The sequence below is a fragment of the Variovorax sp. GW822-FHT04E09 genome, from assembly GCF_058800845.1.
Genome location: NZ_JBXAMR010000008.1, coordinates 78,727 through 95,534 on the forward strand (window position 1 = coordinate 78,727; position 16,808 = coordinate 95,534).

At 69.3% G+C, this 16,808-nt stretch carries 17 protein-coding genes; 10 read left to right on the forward strand and 7 right to left on the reverse strand.

What is annotated here, in order from left to right; translation table 11 throughout:
* Positions 1 to 24 precede the first annotated feature (24 nt).
* The 6 genes from AC1RL8_RS26535 to gtdA all read right to left on the reverse strand — a co-directional run bounded on the left by AC1RL8_RS26535 (position 25) and on the right by gtdA (position 6,577).
* A complete protein-coding gene (locus AC1RL8_RS26535) occupies positions 25 to 1,389 on the reverse strand; it encodes an FAD-dependent oxidoreductase (protein WP_492686654.1) in 1,365 nt (454 codons plus the stop codon).
* Positions 1,389 to 2,366: a Bug family tripartite tricarboxylate transporter substrate binding protein gene (locus tag AC1RL8_RS26540; protein ID WP_492686653.1), complete on the reverse strand. Its 978-nt coding sequence runs from the start codon at positions 2,364 to 2,366 to the stop codon at positions 1,389 to 1,391. The genes AC1RL8_RS26535 and AC1RL8_RS26540 overlap by 1 nt, the downstream gene beginning before the upstream one ends.
* An 85-nt stretch (positions 2,367 to 2,451) precedes the next feature.
* Positions 2,452 to 3,432, reverse strand: coding sequence for a Bug family tripartite tricarboxylate transporter substrate binding protein (locus tag AC1RL8_RS26545; protein WP_492686652.1), 981 nt, complete (start codon positions 3,430 to 3,432; stop codon positions 2,452 to 2,454).
* Positions 3,433 to 3,488: 56 nt separating this feature from the next.
* A complete protein-coding gene (locus AC1RL8_RS26550) occupies positions 3,489 to 4,703 on the reverse strand; it encodes a 3-hydroxybenzoate 6-monooxygenase (protein ID WP_492686651.1) in 1,215 nt (404 codons plus the stop codon).
* A 16-nt stretch (positions 4,704 to 4,719) separates the two neighbouring features.
* Positions 4,720 to 5,424, reverse strand: coding sequence for a fumarylacetoacetate hydrolase family protein (locus AC1RL8_RS26555; protein ID WP_492686650.1), 705 nt, complete (start codon positions 5,422 to 5,424; stop codon positions 4,720 to 4,722).
* Between the two features lie 70 nt (positions 5,425 to 5,494).
* Entirely contained in the window at positions 5,495 to 6,577 is a 1,083-nt protein-coding gene (gene gtdA / locus AC1RL8_RS26560; protein ID WP_492686649.1) for a gentisate 1,2-dioxygenase, read from the reverse strand.
* 131 nt (positions 6,578 to 6,708) lie between these two features.
* On the opposite strand from gtdA, the gene AC1RL8_RS26565 reads away from it, so the two are divergent.
* The 6 genes from AC1RL8_RS26565 (at position 6,709) to AC1RL8_RS26590 (ending at position 10,745) form a co-directional block, all read left to right on the forward strand.
* On the forward strand, positions 6,709 to 7,605 hold the full coding sequence (locus tag AC1RL8_RS26565) for a LysR family transcriptional regulator (RefSeq protein ID WP_062476092.1): 897 nt from the start codon (positions 6,709 to 6,711) through the stop codon (positions 7,603 to 7,605).
* A gap of 84 nt (positions 7,606 to 7,689) precedes the next feature.
* Positions 7,690 to 8,139: an acyl-CoA thioesterase gene (locus AC1RL8_RS26570; RefSeq protein WP_062476095.1), complete on the forward strand. Its 450-nt coding sequence runs from the start codon at positions 7,690 to 7,692 to the stop codon at positions 8,137 to 8,139.
* A gap of 88 nt (positions 8,140 to 8,227) precedes the next feature.
* Positions 8,228 to 8,716, forward strand: a complete 489-nt coding sequence (locus tag AC1RL8_RS26575; RefSeq protein WP_492686648.1) for a phasin family protein — start codon at positions 8,228 to 8,230, stop codon at positions 8,714 to 8,716.
* 126 nt (positions 8,717 to 8,842) lie between these two features.
* Entirely contained in the window at positions 8,843 to 9,550 is a 708-nt protein-coding gene (locus AC1RL8_RS26580; RefSeq protein WP_070063441.1) for a TetR/AcrR family transcriptional regulator, read from the forward strand.
* Positions 9,551 to 9,557: 7 nt separating this feature from the next.
* A complete protein-coding gene (locus tag AC1RL8_RS26585) occupies positions 9,558 to 10,406 on the forward strand; it encodes a tetratricopeptide repeat protein (protein WP_369645015.1) in 849 nt (282 codons plus the stop codon).
* An 81-nt stretch (positions 10,407 to 10,487) separates the two neighbouring features.
* A complete protein-coding gene (locus AC1RL8_RS26590) occupies positions 10,488 to 10,745 on the forward strand; it encodes an acyl-CoA-binding protein (protein WP_062476104.1) in 258 nt (85 codons plus the stop codon).
* Between the two features lie 4 nt (positions 10,746 to 10,749).
* Here the strand turns inward: AC1RL8_RS26590 and AC1RL8_RS26595 are convergent, their stop codons facing one another.
* Positions 10,750 to 11,988 carry a CaiB/BaiF CoA transferase family protein gene (locus tag AC1RL8_RS26595; RefSeq protein ID WP_095743259.1) on the reverse strand — a complete coding sequence of 413 codons (1,239 nt, stop codon included), beginning with the start codon at positions 11,986 to 11,988 and terminating at the stop codon, positions 10,750 to 10,752.
* Positions 11,989 to 12,295: 307 nt separating this feature from the next.
* Between AC1RL8_RS26595 and AC1RL8_RS26600 the strand changes: the two genes are divergently transcribed.
* From AC1RL8_RS26600 to AC1RL8_RS26615, 4 genes are all read left to right on the forward strand, one after another.
* Entirely contained in the window at positions 12,296 to 13,189 is an 894-nt protein-coding gene (locus AC1RL8_RS26600) for a helix-turn-helix domain-containing protein (RefSeq protein ID WP_062476111.1), read from the forward strand.
* A 120-nt stretch (positions 13,190 to 13,309) separates the two neighbouring features.
* A complete protein-coding gene (locus tag AC1RL8_RS26605; protein ID WP_062476114.1) occupies positions 13,310 to 14,230 on the forward strand; it encodes an ABC transporter substrate-binding protein in 921 nt (306 codons plus the stop codon).
* Between the two features lie 49 nt (positions 14,231 to 14,279).
* On the forward strand, positions 14,280 to 15,797 hold the full coding sequence (locus tag AC1RL8_RS26610) for a sugar ABC transporter ATP-binding protein (protein WP_492686732.1): 1,518 nt from the start codon (positions 14,280 to 14,282) through the stop codon (positions 15,795 to 15,797).
* Positions 15,794 to 16,774, forward strand: a complete 981-nt coding sequence (locus AC1RL8_RS26615) for an ABC transporter permease (RefSeq protein ID WP_492686647.1) — start codon at positions 15,794 to 15,796, stop codon at positions 16,772 to 16,774. Before AC1RL8_RS26610 ends, AC1RL8_RS26615 begins: the two co-directional genes overlap by 4 nt.
* Positions 16,775 to 16,808 lie beyond the last annotated feature (34 nt).

Consider the following 16,808-nt stretch of genomic DNA (forward strand, 5'->3'; position numbering starts at 1 on the left):
CCGGACTCTAGCGCCGCGCCGCCCTCAACGGTCCAGGTCGACGCCGTCGGCCAGCAGCTTTTTCTGCAGCGCCGCCACGTCGATCGCCGCGAAGCGCCCGCTGCCCAGCGAGGCCGCCGCCGTGCCCGCCGCCTGCCCCATGACGAAGCAGCCGCCGCTGGCACGCGCGGCCGACTGGCCTTCGTGCGTCATCGAGGCGCAGCGCCCGGCCACCAGCAGGTTGTCGAGCGTCTGCGGCACCAGCATGCGCCACGGCAGGTGGTTGTAGGCGTTGGCTTCGTCGCGCGGGAAGGCCCACTCGATGCGGCCGTCGGCGTGCATTTCCATCGGCCAGGCGTTCAGGCCGATGGTGTCGTCGAAGGTGGCCGAGCCGAGGATGTCCTCGCGCCCGAGCGCATACAGGCCCTGGATGCGCCGCGTCTCGCGGATGCCGACCTGCGGCGCGATCTCCACAATGGCCGACGGCGCGAAGCCCGGCACCTCGGCCTGCAGGAACTTGAAGTACGCCGCAATCTGGCGCCGGCCTTCGAGCTCGCCGTCGCTGAGCTCGCGCGCATCGACGCCGTTCATCGCGCGGCCTTCGGCGTTGCGGATCTGCGTGACGTTGGCGCGCCATTCGCGCGGGTCCTTGTTGGGCCGCAGGATCGCGCCTTCGCGCGGAAAGCTGTACTTGCCCGGGTGCTGCTGCTCGGCGCGCGCCATGAAGCCGTTGATGGCCGAGAACTCGCCCACCGCTTCCAGCGCGGCCGGCGCGTCGACCTGGCCGATGCGGAACATGGTGGTCGGGAACAGCCCGCTGCCGTGGCCGTCGCCCACCTCGAAAGGCACGCCCGCGAAGGCCGCCACGTCGGCGTCGCCGCTGGCGTCGATGAAGGCGTTGGCGCGGATCGCCTGGCGGCCCGATTTGGTTTCGACCACCAGCGCGGCAATGCGTGCGCCGTCGTGCAGCACGGCCGCGGCATACGCGTGGAACAGCATCTGCACGCCGGCCGCTTCGAGCAGCTGGTCGGCGGCCAGCTTGTAGGCCGAGGTGTCGTACGAGCGCACACAGATGCGCCCGCCCATGCCGTTCTGCGGCGCGTTCATGCCGTTGAAGCCGGCGATGCGGTCGATGAGGTCGTCGACCACGCCGCGCACCAGCTGCGTCATCTCGCCGCGGCGCTTGCCGTACAGGCCCGCGAAGTTGGTCACGCCGCCCGCGGTGCCCATGCCGCCGAGAAAACCGTAGCGCTCCACCAGCAGCGTGCGCGCGCCGTGGCGCGCGGCGCTCACGGCGGCAGCAATGCCGGCGGGGCCGCCGCCGACCACCACCACGTCGAAGTCGCCGAACACCGGCAGCGCGCGCGCCGGTTCGGTCAGGGTGTGTTGTTGCTGCGTCGTCGCCGTCATCACTGCAGTTTGATCCCGCGCGTGGAAATGATCTTGCTCATGATCGCCGCCTCTTCCTTCACGCGCGTGCGCATGCCGTCAGGCGAGGTGCCCACGGCCTGCCAGCCTTGTTCGAAGAGCTTGCGGCGCACGTCGGGGTCTTTCATGACGATCTCGATCTCGCGGCTGATGCGTGCCTGCGCGGGCTTCGACAGGCTGGCCGGGCCGAGCAGCGCCACCCACACCTCGAGGCTGAAGTCCTTCACGCCGGCATCGGCCAGCGGGGCGATCTCGGGCACCAGCGCGCTGCGTCCGCCCGTGAGGCCCACGGCCTTGAGCTTTCCGGCGCGGATCTGCGGCATGGCCACGCCCGGCGGGATCAGGCCCATCTGCACCTGGTCGCCCAGCATGCCGGTGACGACCTGCGGGTTGCCCTGGTAGGGCACGTGCTCGGGCTTGAAGCCGTTCACGCGGCTCTTGAGCAGTTCCATGCCCAGGTGGCCGACCGAGCCCACGCCCACCGAGCCGTAGTTCCACTTGTCGCCGGCCTGGCGCGCGGCGTCGAAGAAGGCGGTGCCCGAGGGCAGGCTGTTCTGCGCCACGAGCACCAGCGGCGCGGTGGCGATCAGCGACAGGTAGGTGAAGTCCTTCGCCGGGTCGTACGGCAGCTTGGGGTACAGCATCTTCGACGACGTGAGGTTGCCGTTGATGACGATGCCCAGCGTGTGGTCGTCGGTGGCCTTGGCCACCTGGTCGGCCGCGATGTTGCCCGAGGCGCCGGCCTTGTTGTCCACCACGACCGGCTGGCCCAGCGCGCGGGACAGCGGCTCGGCGATGGTGCGCGCCGCGATGTCGGGCGTGGAGCCGCCCGGGAAACCCACCAGCAGGCGGATCGGCTTGGTCGGCCACGCGGGGGTGTCGGCGCTGGCGGACAGCGGCAGCGCCGCGGTGGCGGCCATGCCGCAGGCGATCAGGAGGGCTCTCTTGGTGGCTTGCATGGAAAAAGACAGTTAAAAGGTAAACAAAAATGCAAAGAGAGCCAGCTTAACTGGCGCGCCGAGCCCTGGGCAAGGCGCACCCTCGTCAGTCGAGGCTGATGTTGCCCCGGCGCACCAGCTCCCCGTACACCTTCGACTTGACCTCGGCGTTGCGCTCGATCTCCTCGGGCGACCAGGCCAGCGGCTCGAAGGCGAAGGTGTCGAAGCGGGCGCGGATGTCCGGGTCGGCGATGACCTTGGCCACGTCGGCGTTGATCTTGGCCTTCACGGCGGCCGACACGCCCTTGGGCGCCAGCAGCGACACGAAGGAGTTGACCTCCAGCGAGGCCGGGCCGCCGGCCTCGGCCATGGTGGGCACGTCGGGCATCTGCGGGATGCGCTTGGGCGCGGCCACGGCGATGTAGCGCAGCTTGCCGGCCTTGTAGATGCCCTGGCTCGACGGGATGCTCGCGAAAGCCCACGGCACCTCGCCGGTGCCCACGTTGGAATACAGCTGCGACACCTCGCGGTACGGCGCGTGCCGCATGCGGATGCCCGTGAGCGCCTCGAGCTGCTGCGCGCCCAGGTGGCCCGGGCTGCCGACGCCCCACGAACCGTAGACCACGCCCTCGGGGTTGGCCTTGGCGGCGGCGATCAGGTCGCCCATGGTCTTCCACTTCGACTCGGTGCCCACGGCCACGAAGAAGGGCGTGCGGAACAGCGAGGCGACCGGGTCGAAGTGCTGCAAGGTCACGAAGTTGCGCGACTTGTACAGGTGCGGCAGCGCGGCGATGTGCTCGCTGTCCAGCTGCAGCAAGGTGTAGCCGTCGGGCGCGGCGCGGCGCGCCTGGTCGATGGCGATGAAGCCGCCGCCGCCGGGCCGGTTGTCGACCACCACGCGCTGGTTCCACAGGCGCGAGAGCTTGTCGGACACGAGCCGCAGCACCGCGTCGGGGCCGCTGCCGGCCGCGAACGGGGTGATCAGCGTCACCGGCTTGCTCGGGTAGTCGCTGCCCTGCGCCCAGGCGCCGGAGGCGGCGGTCAGGGCCAGGACGGCGGTCGTCAGCAATGCGCGCGGAAAGTTCATGGGTTGTCTCCTGGGCCTTCGGCCTCGTTGGTAGATGATGAAGAGAGAAACGCGGATCAGCGCGGCGCGGGCGCCTCGCCCAGGCAGTGCTCGGGTCGCCAGGCGTACAGCCATTCGACCGCATCGTAGAAGCGTTCGGGCGTGCGCCCGGTCCACAGGCTGTTGCGCACCAGGCGCTCCACGCCCTGGGCGTGGTACAGGCGCCCCATCTCGCGCACCGACAGCACGACGCGCGCGCAGCGTGCGATGCGGGCCTGTTCGTAGCGCTGGAAGGCGGCGGCCATGTCGAAGTCGCAGGCCTTCACGGCCTCGCCGAGCGTCACCGCGTCTTCGAGCGCCATGCAGGCGCCCTGCGCGAGGTACTGCATCATGGGATGCGCCGCGTCGCCCAGCAGCGTGGCCGGGCCGTCGCTCCAGCGTTCGACGGGGTCGCGGTCGGCGGTGCTCCAGCGGCGCCACGAGGTCGGGCGGTCGAGCAGCTGGCGCGGGCGCGCGTGCACGCCTTCGAAGTACGACAGCACCTCTTCCTTGCTGCCGTCGGTGACGCCCCATTCTTCGGCATCGCGGCTGTGGAAGGTGACGACCAGGTTGTACTGCTCGCCATGGCGCAGCGGGTAGTGCACCAGGTGGCAGTTCGGGCCGGCCCAGACCACGGGCGCGTTCCATTGCAGGTCGGCAGGCATGTCGGCCGCGGGCACGACGGCGCGGTAGACCACGTGGCCCGACACGCGCGGCGCGTCGCCAATGAGCTTGGCGCGCACCACCGACTTCACGCCGTCGCAGCCGACGATGGCGTCGGCCTGGAAACGGCGGCCGTCGCGCGTGACGGCCGTGACACCGTGCGCGCCGGTGTCGATCGCCTCGACCTGCGCCGAGGTATGGAAGCGGATCAGCGGATGCTGCTTCACGGCCTCATGGATCGCGCCGTGCAGGTCGGCGCGGTGGCTCACGGCGTACGGATTGCCGAAACGCGCGCGGAAGGCCTCGCCGACGGGCACCGAGGCGACTTCGCTGCAGTCGACCGCGTCCATCATCACGAGCCGGTCGGTGAACACCGAGCTGCGGCGCACGGCCTCGCCCACGCCCAGCGCGTCGAGCGCCGCGAAGGCGTTGGGGCCGAGCTGCAGGCCGGCGCCGATCTCGCCGATGACGGCGCTCTGTTCGAGCAGGTCGATGGCCACGCCCAGGCGTGCGAGCGCCAGCGCAGCGGCCATGCCGCCGATGCCGCCGCCGACGAGCAGCACGGAGGGAGGATGCTTCGAGAGGGTCATGCGCGGGCCGGGGCGATCAGTCGATGCGAACCGTCAGGGACGGCAGGCGCTCGATGCTGACCTTGATCGTCTGGCCCGGCTTCACCGCGCCCACGCCTTCGGGCGTGCCCGTGAAGATCAGGTCGCCGGGCTGCAGCGCGAACAGCGTCGAGAGGTTGGCGATGACCTCTTTCACCGACCAGATCAGGTGCGTGATGTCGCTGTTCTGGCGCACCTGGCCATCGACCTCGAGCGTGATGGCGCCGGCGTTGATCTCGCCCACGTCGGCCAGCGTGCGCAGCGGCGCGATGGGGGCCGAGAAGTCGAAGGCCTTGCCGATCTCCCAGGGGCGGCCGGCTTCGCGCATCTTCATCTGCAGATCGCGGCGCGTCATGTCCAGGCCTACGGCGTAGCTGTGGATGTGGCTGGCGGCCTGATCGACCGGGATGTCCTTGCCGCCCTTGCCGATGGCGACCACCAGCTCGGCTTCGTAGTGGTAGTTGCTCGTGAGCGGCGGGTAGGGAATGGCTGCGGTGGCGCCTTCGGCCACGGGCACGACCGAGGCGTCGTCGTTGGGCTTGCAGAAGAAGAACGGCGGTTCGCGGTCGGGGTCGAAGCCCATCTCGCGCGCATGCGCCGCGTAGTTGCGGCCCACGCAGTAGACGCGGCGCACGGGGAACTGCCGGTCGGAGCCGACGATGGGCAGGCCGACGATGGAAGGGGGCGTGAAGACGAAGGACATGGAAGCTCCTGCCGCGTGGGACGGCACATCAGACAAACAAGAAAAAAGAAAAAAGAGGGTCGCCGCGCTTTCAGGCGTCTTCGAGAAAGGCTTCGCGCAGGATGCCCATGGCCTGCTGCACGGGGCGGTCGGAAAAACTGAAGAGCACGGTGTCTTCGTTCGGCGACGCGAGAAGCAGCGGCGCCCACGAGGGCACGACGAAGGTGTCGCGCGGGCCGAAGTCGAAACGCTGGCCGGCGATTTCGGCCGTGCCGTGGCCTTCGACCACGCTGTAGACGGTGCCGTCGGTGGCGCGGTGCGCCTGGCCCGCGAAGCCCTTGGGCAGCAGCTGCAGCTGGGTCGAGATGGTCGGCATCGGCGAGCCGCCCGTCAGCGGGTTGATGTAGCGCAGCTTGTGGCCCAGCCAGGCATCGGGCGCCTCCTGCTTCTGCAACTGGGCCAGCGCCTCGCGGCTGCGCAGGTAGGGGTAGTTGAAGATCGGCGAGGTGGCCGAGGTGTGGTCGTGCCGCACCGGCACCATGTTGTGGCCGAAGCGCGCCAGGCTGTGGCCTTCGGGCCGCGCCACGTGCTGCACCTTGGCGTCGTCGTTCTCGGCGAAGCCGGCGTCGAAGAAGCGCAGCATGGGAATGTCGAGCCCGTCGAGCCAGACCACCGGCTCGGTCACGCCTTCGATGCCTTCGTTGCCGTGGTCGTGCCAGGCCCACGAGGGCGTGATGATGAAGTCGCCGGGGTGCATGGTCGTGCGCTCGCCGCCCACGGTGGTGTAGGCGCCCTTGCCGTCGACGATGAAGCGCAGCGCCGACTGCACATGGCGGTGCGACGGTGCCACCTCGCCCGGCATGATGAGCTGCAGGCCGGCGTAGATCGACTGCGTGATCGACGCGTTGCCGGGCAGCGCCGGGTTCTCGAGCACCAGCACGCGGCGCACGGCCTCTTCGGCGGTGATGAGGTCAGCCGACTCCATGAGCAGCGGGCGGATCTCGTCGTAGCGCCACAGCGCGGGCACGCACGGGCTCGCGGGTTCGCGCGGCACCAGCACGTGCAGCGACTCCCACAGCGGCGAGAGGTTCAGCGGACGGATGCGGGCGTAGTAGTCGCGGCGCTCGGCGGCGTTGGCCGGTGCGCTGGCGGCATGGGAAGAAGCGGGGTTCATGGGGTCGGTGTCTCCGTTGGCGGCATTGTTGACCTGCACCACTATTTCCTCAAGACCGCGTGCCAATACACGGAATTCGAAATTTCGATAATGGTGCCTTTCGCCTTCAGGGCTCCGTCCCGCCTCACCCCATGTCCAAGCTCGATCTCGAATGGCTCGCCGTGTTCGACGAGGTCTACAAGACCGGCAACGTCACCAAGGCGGCCGAGCGCCTGGGCATGGCGCAGGCGGCGGCCAGCACGGCGCTGAACAAGCTGCGCGCGCACTTCGACGACCGCCTGTTCACCCGCACCGCGCAGGGCATGCAGCCCACGCCGCACGCCGAGCGCATCTACCCGAACCTGCGCGAGGCGCTGGCGCAGCTGGCGCAGGCGCAGGGCAACCGCAGCAGCTTCGAGCCGGCGCGCGCGCAGCGGCGCTTTCGCATCTGCATGACCGACATCAGCGAGGTGGTGCTGCTGCCCGGCCTGCTCGACCACCTGCGCCATGCGGCGCCGGGCGTGCACATCGAGACCGAGATCATCTCCACCCACAGCGGCCGCCGGCTGCAGGACGGCGACGTCGACCTGGCCGTGGGCTTCATGCCGCAGCTGGACGCGGGCTTCTACCAGCAGGTGCTGTTCATGCAGAACTTCGTCTGCCTGGCGGCGCAGAACCATCCGCGCATCGGCGCCAAGCTCACGCGCAAGCGCTTCGAGGAAGAGGCGCACGCGGTGGTGTCCAGCTCGGGCACGGGGCACGCCATCGTCGACACCACCATCGCGCGCCTGGGCCTCAAGCGCAACGTTGTGGTGCGGCTGTCGAGCTTCCTGAGCGTGGCGCGCATCGTGGCCCACACCGAGCTGATCGTGGTGGTGCCGCGCATCCTGGGCAACGTGCTGGCCACGCAGGAGCCGGTGAAGGTGCTGGCGCCGCCCTTCACGCTGCCGGCCTATGCGGTGAAGCAGCACTGGCACGAGCGCTTTCATGCCGACCCGGGCAACGCCTGGCTGCGCCGCACGCTGGCGCAGCTGTTCAGCGGCAGCTGAACGGCGGCGGCAGACGCCAAAGGGCGCCCGGGCGCTCGCATAATCGCGGCTCCCCACCCACAGCCCACAGAAAAAAGGCGCCCCATGTCTTCCATCACCCTCCGATTCCTGGCCGAACCCAGCACCGTCAACTTCGGCGGCAAGGTCCACGGCGGCACGGTCATGAAGTGGATCGACGAAGCCGGCTACGCCTGCGCCACCAGCTGGGCCAAGCGCTACTGCGTCACCGCCTTCATCGGCAGCATCCGCTTTCACCGGCCGATCATGATCGGCGACCTGGTCGAGGTCGAGGCCCGCCTGGCCTACACCGGCAAGACCAGCATGAACATCTCGGTCGAGGTGCGCAGCGGCGACATGAAGGGCGGCGTGATGGAAAAGACCACCGAATGCCTGATCGTGTTCGTCTCGGTCGACTCGCACGGCCGGCCGCTGCCGGTGGAAGCCTTCGTGCCCGGCACCCCCGGCGAAATGGCGCTGGCCGAGCGCGCCAAGGCGCATCTGGACGCCAGCCGCGCCGCCGGCGGCACGCCCTGATCCGGGGCGCGGGGATAGGCGGCGCGCCCTAACCACGGCGCGCCCGGGCGGCTAGAGTCGTGCGATTGCATCCCAAGGAACACATCGCATGGCCACCTCCCGAGACGACGACAGCAACGACAAGACCGACCGCATCAAGGACTCGGCCCAGCAGATCTGGCTGGCCGGCCTCGGCGCCTTCGCCAAGATGCAGCAGGAAGGCAGCAAGGCCTTCGAGGCGCTGGTCAAGGACGGCGCCGGCATGCAGAAGAAGACCCAGCAGGCCGCCGAGGAAACCCTGGCCCAGGCCCAGCAGCGCATGGCCGGCTTCGCCAGCGAGTTCGGCACCAAGGCCGCCGGCCAGTGGGGCAAGCTCGAGAACATCTTCGAAGACCGCGTGGCGCGCGCGCTCGAAAAGCTCGGCGTGCCCTCGGCCGCCGACGTGGCCGCGCTGCAGGCGCGCGTCGAGGCGCTCGAAGCCCAACTCAAGCAGCGCGATGCCAAGACCGCCGCCACGGCACCCCGCAAGTCCGCCGCGCGCAAGGCCGCCACCGCCCCCGCCGCCAAGAAGACCCTGCGCCGCCCCAAGGCCGGCTGACATCGTTCTGTAATTGCGGCACTGCACAAAAATTCAGCGCCGCAAAACATGTCCCGCACCGTTCATGGTGCAGCGCACATGCGCTAGAGTGCCCCCAAGACCAAGAGAAACCACGGGGGCACCGACATGGCAAAGAAGGCGCCACGCCGCACTGCGCAACGCATCCTCGAAGCTGCATTGGATTTGTTCAACCGCTTCGGGGAACCGAACGTGTCGACCACGCTGGTGGCCGGCGAGCTGAACATCAGCCCCGGCAATCTCTACTACCACTACCCCGCCAAGGAAGAGCTGATCAACAAGCTCTACGAAGGCTACGAAGCCGAGCTCAACGAGCTGCTGCACGCCAGCGAAGGCGTGCACGACGTGGAGGACGCCTGGTTCTTCATGCACAGCCTCTTCGAGCTGATCTGGCGCTACCGCTTCCTGTACCGCGACCTCAACGACCTGCTGAGCAAGAACCGGCACCTGGAGACCCAGTTCCAGCTCGTGCTCAAGAACAAGGCGCGCGCCATCCGCCAGCTGATCGCCGGCCTGAGCCGTGCCGGCCACCTGGACATCGACGCGCACGAGGTCGACACGCTGGCCCAGAGCATGGTCGTGGTGCTGACCTACTGGCTCAGCTACGAGTACGTGCGCAACCCGCGCCAGGCGCTCGAGCCCGCGCACGCGCAGGGCGCGCTGATGCGCGGCGGCCACCACACGCTGCATCTGCTCGCGCCCTACCTCGCACGCGACCAGCGCCGCCACCTGCTGGCGCTGAGCAATGCCTACAACGGCGAAAGCGCCGCCAGCAACCCCAGCCCCGTGCCACCGACGGTCGATATGGCGGCCTAGAACATCCATGCCCCACTCCGATTTCAAACCGCTCTCGCTGCTGTCCGCCGGCCCTGCCGCGGCCACGGCCACCGCCGGCACCGAACCCTGGACGCCCCTTCCCTACCCCGACGTGCCCCGCTACGACGCGCGCAGCCTGCTCGCCCACTGGCAGCGCCTGCACGCCGGCCACGCACTGCCGCCGCCCGCGCCCGACGCGCCGCTGGCCGAAGGCTGGGCGCTGTACCACAGCGGCGAGTTCGAACGCGCCGCCGCCCTCGGCCTGCGGCACGGCCCCGACGGCCTGGCGCTCGCCAACCAGGCGACCGCCATCTACGCCAACTACCTGGAGCCGCGCGAGGCCGTGCGGCTCGCCATGTTCCGCCAGGTGATCGAACGCGCCGGCGCGCAGGTCGCGGCCGAACCCGACAACTGCCAGGCGCTGTACTGGCAGGCCTACGCGCTGGGCCGCTACAGCCAGGGCATCAGCGTGGCGCGCGCCCTGGCGCAGGGCCTGGGCACCAAACTCAAGGGCGCGCTGGAGCACGTGATCGAACTGCAGCCGGAACATGGCGACGCGCACCTCGCGCTGGCCGCCTTCCACGCCGAGGTGATCGACAAGGTCGGCGCGCTGGTCGGGCGCATGACCTACGGCGTGCGCGCCGAGACCTCGATCGAACTGTTCGAGCGCGGGCTGGCGCTGCACCCGCAGTCGGCGGCCGGGATGATGGAATACGCGCGTGCGCTGCTGATGCTGCACGGCGAGTCGCGCCTCGGCGAGGCGAACGGGCTGTACGAGAAGGCGGCGACGCTGACGCCGGCGGATGCGCGGGAGCGACTGGATGTGGAGCTGGCGCGCGCAGGGCTGACGGACTGAAAGGCCGGAACGCTTGCTATTGGTACCACTTGGTACCAATCCATTTAAGATGCGCGGTTTCTGACCTTCTTCCCGACCGCCATGTCCGACCTCAACGCCCAATTCGAAGCCGCCCAGGCCAACTCCAAGCTGCTGGCCGAGCGCCCCGACAACCCGACGCTGCTGAAAATCTACGCCCTGTTCAAGCAGGCGACCGAAGGCGACAACACCGCCAAGAAGCCCAGCTTCAGCGACATCGTCGCGCGCGCCAAGTGGGACGCGTGGACCGCCCAGAAGGGCGCCACGGCCGACGAAGCCAAGCAGAAGTACATCGACCTGATCGAGTCCCTCCGAGGCTGACCGATCAGCCGACGATCCCGCGTTCCTGCAGCGCGGCGATCTGCCCGGCGCTCAAGCCGATCTCCTCCAGCACCGCCTGCGTGTCCGCCCCCAGCGCCGGCGCATTGCGCCGGTGGCCGGCCGGCGTGAGCGACAGCTTGGGCACGAAGCCCGGCACCGCGAGCGCGCTGCCGTCGGGCATCTTCACCTCTTGCAGCATGCCGCGCGCGGCATAGTGCGGGTCGGCCGCGATGTCGGCGATGGTGTAGATGCGCCCGGCCGGCACGTGCGCCGCGTCGAGCGCGGCCAGCACCTCGGTCACCGTGCGCTGCGCGGCCCAGTCGCCGATGGCGGCATCGAGCATCCCGACCTGCGCCACGCGCCCCGTGTTGCCGGCCAGCGCCGGGTCGGCCGCGAGGTCCGGCCGGCCGATGCAGGCCATGAGCCGCTTGAAGATGCTGTCGCCGTTGCCGGCGACGATGGCGTAGCCGCCGTCCGCGCAGCGGTAGGCGTTGGTGGGCGCAATGCCCGGCAGCGCGCTGCCGGCGGCCTCGCGCACCGCGCCGAATTCGGCGTACTCGGGCAGCAGGCTTTCCATGCAGTTGAAGACCGCCTCGTACAGCGCGACGTCGACCACCTGGCCCCGGCCCTTCGGAAATTCGGCGCTCACGGTGGCGTGGCGATGCTGCATGGCCATCAGCACGCCGATCACGCCATGCAGCGAGGCCAGCGTGTCGCCGATCGACACGCCCACGCGCACCGGCACGCGGCCCGGTTCGCCCGTGAGGTGGCGCAGCCCGCCCATGGCCTCGGCCACCACGCCGAAGCCGGGCCGGTCGCGGTAGGGGCCGGTCTGGCCGTAGCCGCTGATGCGCAGCATCACGAGCGCGGGGTTGGCGGCCAGCAGCGCGTCGGGCCCCAGGCCCCAGCCTTCCATCGCGCCAGGGCGGAAGTTCTCGACCAGCACGTCGGCCTCGGCCGCGAGCTGGCGCACGATGGCCTGCGCCTCGGGCTGGCGCAGGTCCAGCGCCAGCGAGCGCTTGTTGCGCGACTGCACCTGCCACCAGACGGAGGTGCCGTCCTTCAGCAGCCGCCAGGTGCGCAACGGGTCGCCCGCGCCGGGCGGCTCGATCTTGACCACGTCGGCGCCGAAGTCGGCCAGCGTGCGCGCCGCGAAGGGGCCGGCGATCAGTTGCCCGAGTTCGACGACCTTGAGGCCGGCCAGCGGACCCGCGGCCGGAGGGGAAAGAGAGCTTTGCGTCATGGTTTCCGAGTGTGCCGTGCCGCCCGGAGTACCGGGTCAGGCCGGGAAAACACCTATGAAATCTTGACACGGCGCGACGCGGCTCTTTTGCACTGCAGCAATTGCACTCCCGCACGCGCCACGCCCCGAGGAGAAAGGGGTTTGCTGCAGCGCAGCGAGCCGCCGCACCCCTCGCCACCGGGCAGGACCGCGACTCAAAAAAGTATCAGTTGCGCACCCCAACGCTGGTTGTTGGCATCCGGAGCGATTCGTACAGTCCGCCTCACCCCCAACCCGGGGGCCATACACAGAGGAAAGACCGCCGGCCATGCAACCCGATCTGGAAATCGTCGAAGTCCAAGGTGACGAATCGTTCACCGCCTGGGCGCACGGCTATCCGTATCGCACGGTGCGCTGGCACTTCCACCCCGAGTACGAGATCCAGCTGATCGTCGAGACCCAGGGCGTGTACTTCGTGGGCGACCACGTCGGCCACTTCGAGCCGGGCAACCTCGTGTTCATGGGCCCCGACCTGCCGCACAACTGGATCAGCGACGTGCCCGCCGGCCAGAGCGTCGAGCGCCGCGGCATCGTGATCCAGTTCCCGGCCGCGCTGGTGCGCAACATGGCCGCCACCTTCCCCGAGTTCCGCCGCATCGAGCCGCTGCTGGCCGAGTCGGCCTCCGGCCTGCTCTTCTCGGCCGCCACCGCCGCTGCGGCCAAGCCGATCATGGAAGCGCTGCTCGAGGCGCGCGGGCTGCGCCGCGTGGTGCTGCTGCTGTCGCTGTTCGAACTGCTGGTGGCCAGCGACGACCGCCAGCGGCTGGCCAGCCCCGCGTTCACGCCCGACCCCAAGGCCTTCATGTCGCACGCGATCAACAACGTGCTGGCGCACATCGCCGCCAACCTGGGCGACGAGCTGCGCGAGCCGATGCTGGCCGAGCTGGTGGGCCAGAGCCCGAGCGCGTTCTCGCGGTCGTTTCGCAAGCACACGGGGCAGTCGTTCGTGCGCTACGTGAACCGGCTGCGCATCGGCCGCGCCTGCGAACTGCTCGCCAACAGCGACAAGCCCGTGCTCGACGTCTGCATGGACGTGGGCTTCAACAACGTGTCGAACTTCAACCGGCAGTTCCTGCTGCACAAGCGCATGCCGCCGACCAAGTTCCGCCATTTCCATCGCATGCAGCTCGCTGCATCGCGCGCCGCCAACAGCCCGCCGTAGCGCGCCGCCCCGTGTTCCCCGCGTCGTTCCTGGCGCGGCGCACTCCGCGCCGCGCAGGGCGCCCCTTTGCCCGCGTTTTTTTGCAGACCGTCACACAACCAACCTCAAGGAGACAACCCCATGAAGAGCCTTCTCAAAGCCACCGCCCTCGTCGCCGCCCTCGCCTGCGGCACCACCGCCGCACTGGCCCAGGCGCCCAAGCAGCCGCTGCGCATCGGCATGACCTTCCAGGAACTGAACAACCCCTACTTCGTGACGATGAAGCAGGCCCTGGAAGAAGCCGCCGCCAGCATCGGCGCCACCGTGGTCACCACCGATGCGCGCCACGACGTGGCCAAGCAGATCGGCGACGTGGAAGACATGATCCAGAAGAAAATCGACATCCTGCTGCTGAACCCGACCGACTCGGCCGGCGTGCAGTCGGCGGTGCGCTCGGCCAAGAAGGCCGGCGTGATCGTGGTGGCGGTCGATGCCAACGCGCAAGGCCCGGTCGATTCGTTCGTGGGTTCCAAGAACCTCGACGCCGGCCGCCTGGCCTGCGAGTACCTCGCGAAGAACATCGGCGAGAAGGGCGACGTGGCCATCCTCGACGGCATCCCGGTCGTGCCGATCCTGGAGCGCGTGAAGGGCTGCCGCGAAGCGCTGGCCAAGTACCCCGGCATCAAGGTCGTGAGCACGCAGAACGGCAAGCAGGAGCGCGCCACCGCGCTCACCGTGACCGAGAACATCCTGCAGGCCAACAAGAACCTCAAGGGCGTGTTCAGCGTGAACGACGGCGGCTCGATGGGCGCGCTCGCGGCCATTGAGGCCAGCGGCAAGGACGTGAAGCTCACCAGCGTGGACGGCGCGCCCGAGGCCATCAAGGCGATGCAGAAGGCGGGCTCGAAGTTCATCGCCACCACCGCGCAGTACCCGCGCGACCAGATCCGCCTGGCCATCGGCATCGCGCTGGCCAAGAAGTGGGGCGCCAACGTGCCCGCGGCCGTGCCGGTCGACGTGAAGCTCATCGACGCCGAAGGCGCCAAGACCTTCAGCTGGTAAGCCTTCGGACGCGCCGCTCGTGACCACCACGTACGAACCACCCCGGGAGATGCTGCGGCTCGAGGGCGTGTCCAAGCGCTTCCCGGGCGTGAAGGCCCTGTCGAACATCGACCTCTCGGTGCGCCAGGGCGAGGTGCACGCGCTGCTCGGCGAGAACGGTGCGGGCAAGTCGACGCTGATGAAGATCCTCGGCGGCATCCACCGGGCCGACGAGGGCCGCATCGTCATCGACGGCACCGAGTGCCACTTCGCCGGCTACGGCGACGCCATCGCGGCGGGCATCGGCATCATCTTCCAGGAGTTCAGCCTGGTGCCGTACCTGAACGCGGTGGAGAACATCTTCCTGGGCCGCTACCTCACGAACCGGTTCGGCCTCATGGACCAGGCGGCGATGCAGCGCGAAGCCCGCGCGGTGTTCGACGAACTGGGCGTGCAGATCGACCTCGGCGTGCCGATCTGCCAGCTCTCGGTGGCGCAGCAGCAGTTCGTCGAGATCGGCAAGGCGCTGTCGCTGAAGGCACGGCTGCTGGTGCTCGACGAACCCACCGCCACGCTCACGCCCAACGAGGCCGAGCACCTGTTCAAGGTGATGCGCGCACTGCGCGCCAAGGGCGTGGCGATGATCTTCATCTCGCACCATCTCGATGAAATCTTCGAGGTGTGCGACCGCATCAGCGTGCTGCGCGACGGCGCCAACGCCGGGCATGTCGACGTGGCCGCCACGACCGTCGACGCGCTGGTCGAGATGATGGTGGGCCGGCGCATCGAACAGAGCTTTCCGCCCAAGCCGCAGCCCGCGCCGAACGGCCGCAAGGTGCTCGAGGTGCCCGAGATCCAGCTCGTGAAGGACGGCCCGGTCAACCGCTTCGACCTGCACGCGGGCGAGATCCTCGGCTTCGCGGGGCTGGTGGGCTCGGGGCGCACCGAGCTCGCGCTGGGCATGATGGGCGCCGACCGCACGCACCGCAAGACGGTGCTGCGCAACGGCCAGCCCGTGCGCCTGGACGACCCGACGCAGGCGCTCGCGCACGGCATCGGCCTGCTGCCCGAAAGCCGCAAGGTCGAAGGGCTGATCACCGACTTCACGATCCGCTTCAACATCTCGCTGAACAACCTCGGGCGGCACCGCCGCGCGGGCGTGGTCGACACGGCATCGGAGAAGCGCGCAGCCGATGAACTCTCGCGCCGCGTGGGCGTGAAGGCGCCGGGCATCGACACCCGCGTGGCCACGCTGTCGGGCGGCAACCAGCAGAAGGTGGTGATCGCGCGCTGGCTCGGCCACGACTGCGACGTGCTGATCTTCGACGAGCCCACGCGCGGCATCGACGTGGGCGCCAAGGCCGAGATCTACCAGCTGATGCGCGAACTCACGCGCCAGGGCAAGTCGATTTTGATGATCTCCAGCGAACTGCCCGAGATCGTCGGCCTGTGCGACCGCGTCGCCGTGTTCTCGGGCGGCGCCATCGTGGCCACGCTCACGGGCGGCGCGATCAACGCGGGCGAAATCATGCGCCACGCGACGTCTTCTTCTCCCTCCCTTCCCTCTTCCTCCGGGAGCCCCCCATGACTGCCACCGCCACCCATCCCACGCCGCCCGTGCCCGCGGGCGGGTTCTTCACGCAGCTGCGCCGCTCGACGGCCTTCCTGCCGCTGGTCGGCCTTATTGCCATCTCGGTCTTCATGATCGTGGCGACCGACAACTTCCTCTCGGTGAGCAACCTGCAGAACATTGCGCTGCAGTCGTCCATCAACGCGATCATCGCGGTGGGCATGACGGCCGCGATCCTCACGGGCGGCATCGACCTCTCGGTGGGCGCGGTGGTGGCGCTGTCGGGCACGCTGGCCTCGGGGCTGATGGTGCACTTCGGCCTGCCGCCCGTGCTCGCCGTGCCGCTCGGGCTCGGCGTGGGCGCGGTGATCGGCCTGTTCAACGGCTACTGCGTGGCCTACCTGCGCATGCCGCCGATCATCGTGACGCTGGCCACCATGGGCATCGCGCGCGGCATCGCCCTGATCTACACCGGCGGCTACCCGATCGACGGCCTGCCCGAGTCGTTCGCCTTCCTGGGCAGCGGCACGCTCGCGGGCCTGAAGGTGCCGATCCTCATCATGCTGGCCACCTACCTCGTGGCCTACGTGCTGCTCAACATGGCACCCTTCGGCCGCTACGTGTACGCCATCGGCGGCAACGAGGAAGCCACGCGGCTGTCGGGCGTGCGCGTGTCGCGCTACAAGCTGCTGGTGTACGTGCTCAGCGGCCTCACGGCCGCCATCGCGGGCATCGTGCAGGCCGCGCGCGTCACCAGCGGCCAGCCCGGCGTGGGCGTGGGCTTCGAGCTCGACGCCATCGCGGCGGTGGTGATGGGCGGCACGTCCATCGCGGGCGGCCGCGGCGCCATCGTGGGCACGCTGGTCGGCGCGCTGCTGCTGGCCGTGCTCAACAACGGTCTCAACATGATCGGCGTGTCGCCGTACCTGCAATTGATCATCAAGGGCGGCATCGTCTTGCTCGCCATCTTCATCAGCCGCGAGGCCCGCCGCTGATCTCTTCCCCGCTTCTTCGTACCTCCCTCGACTC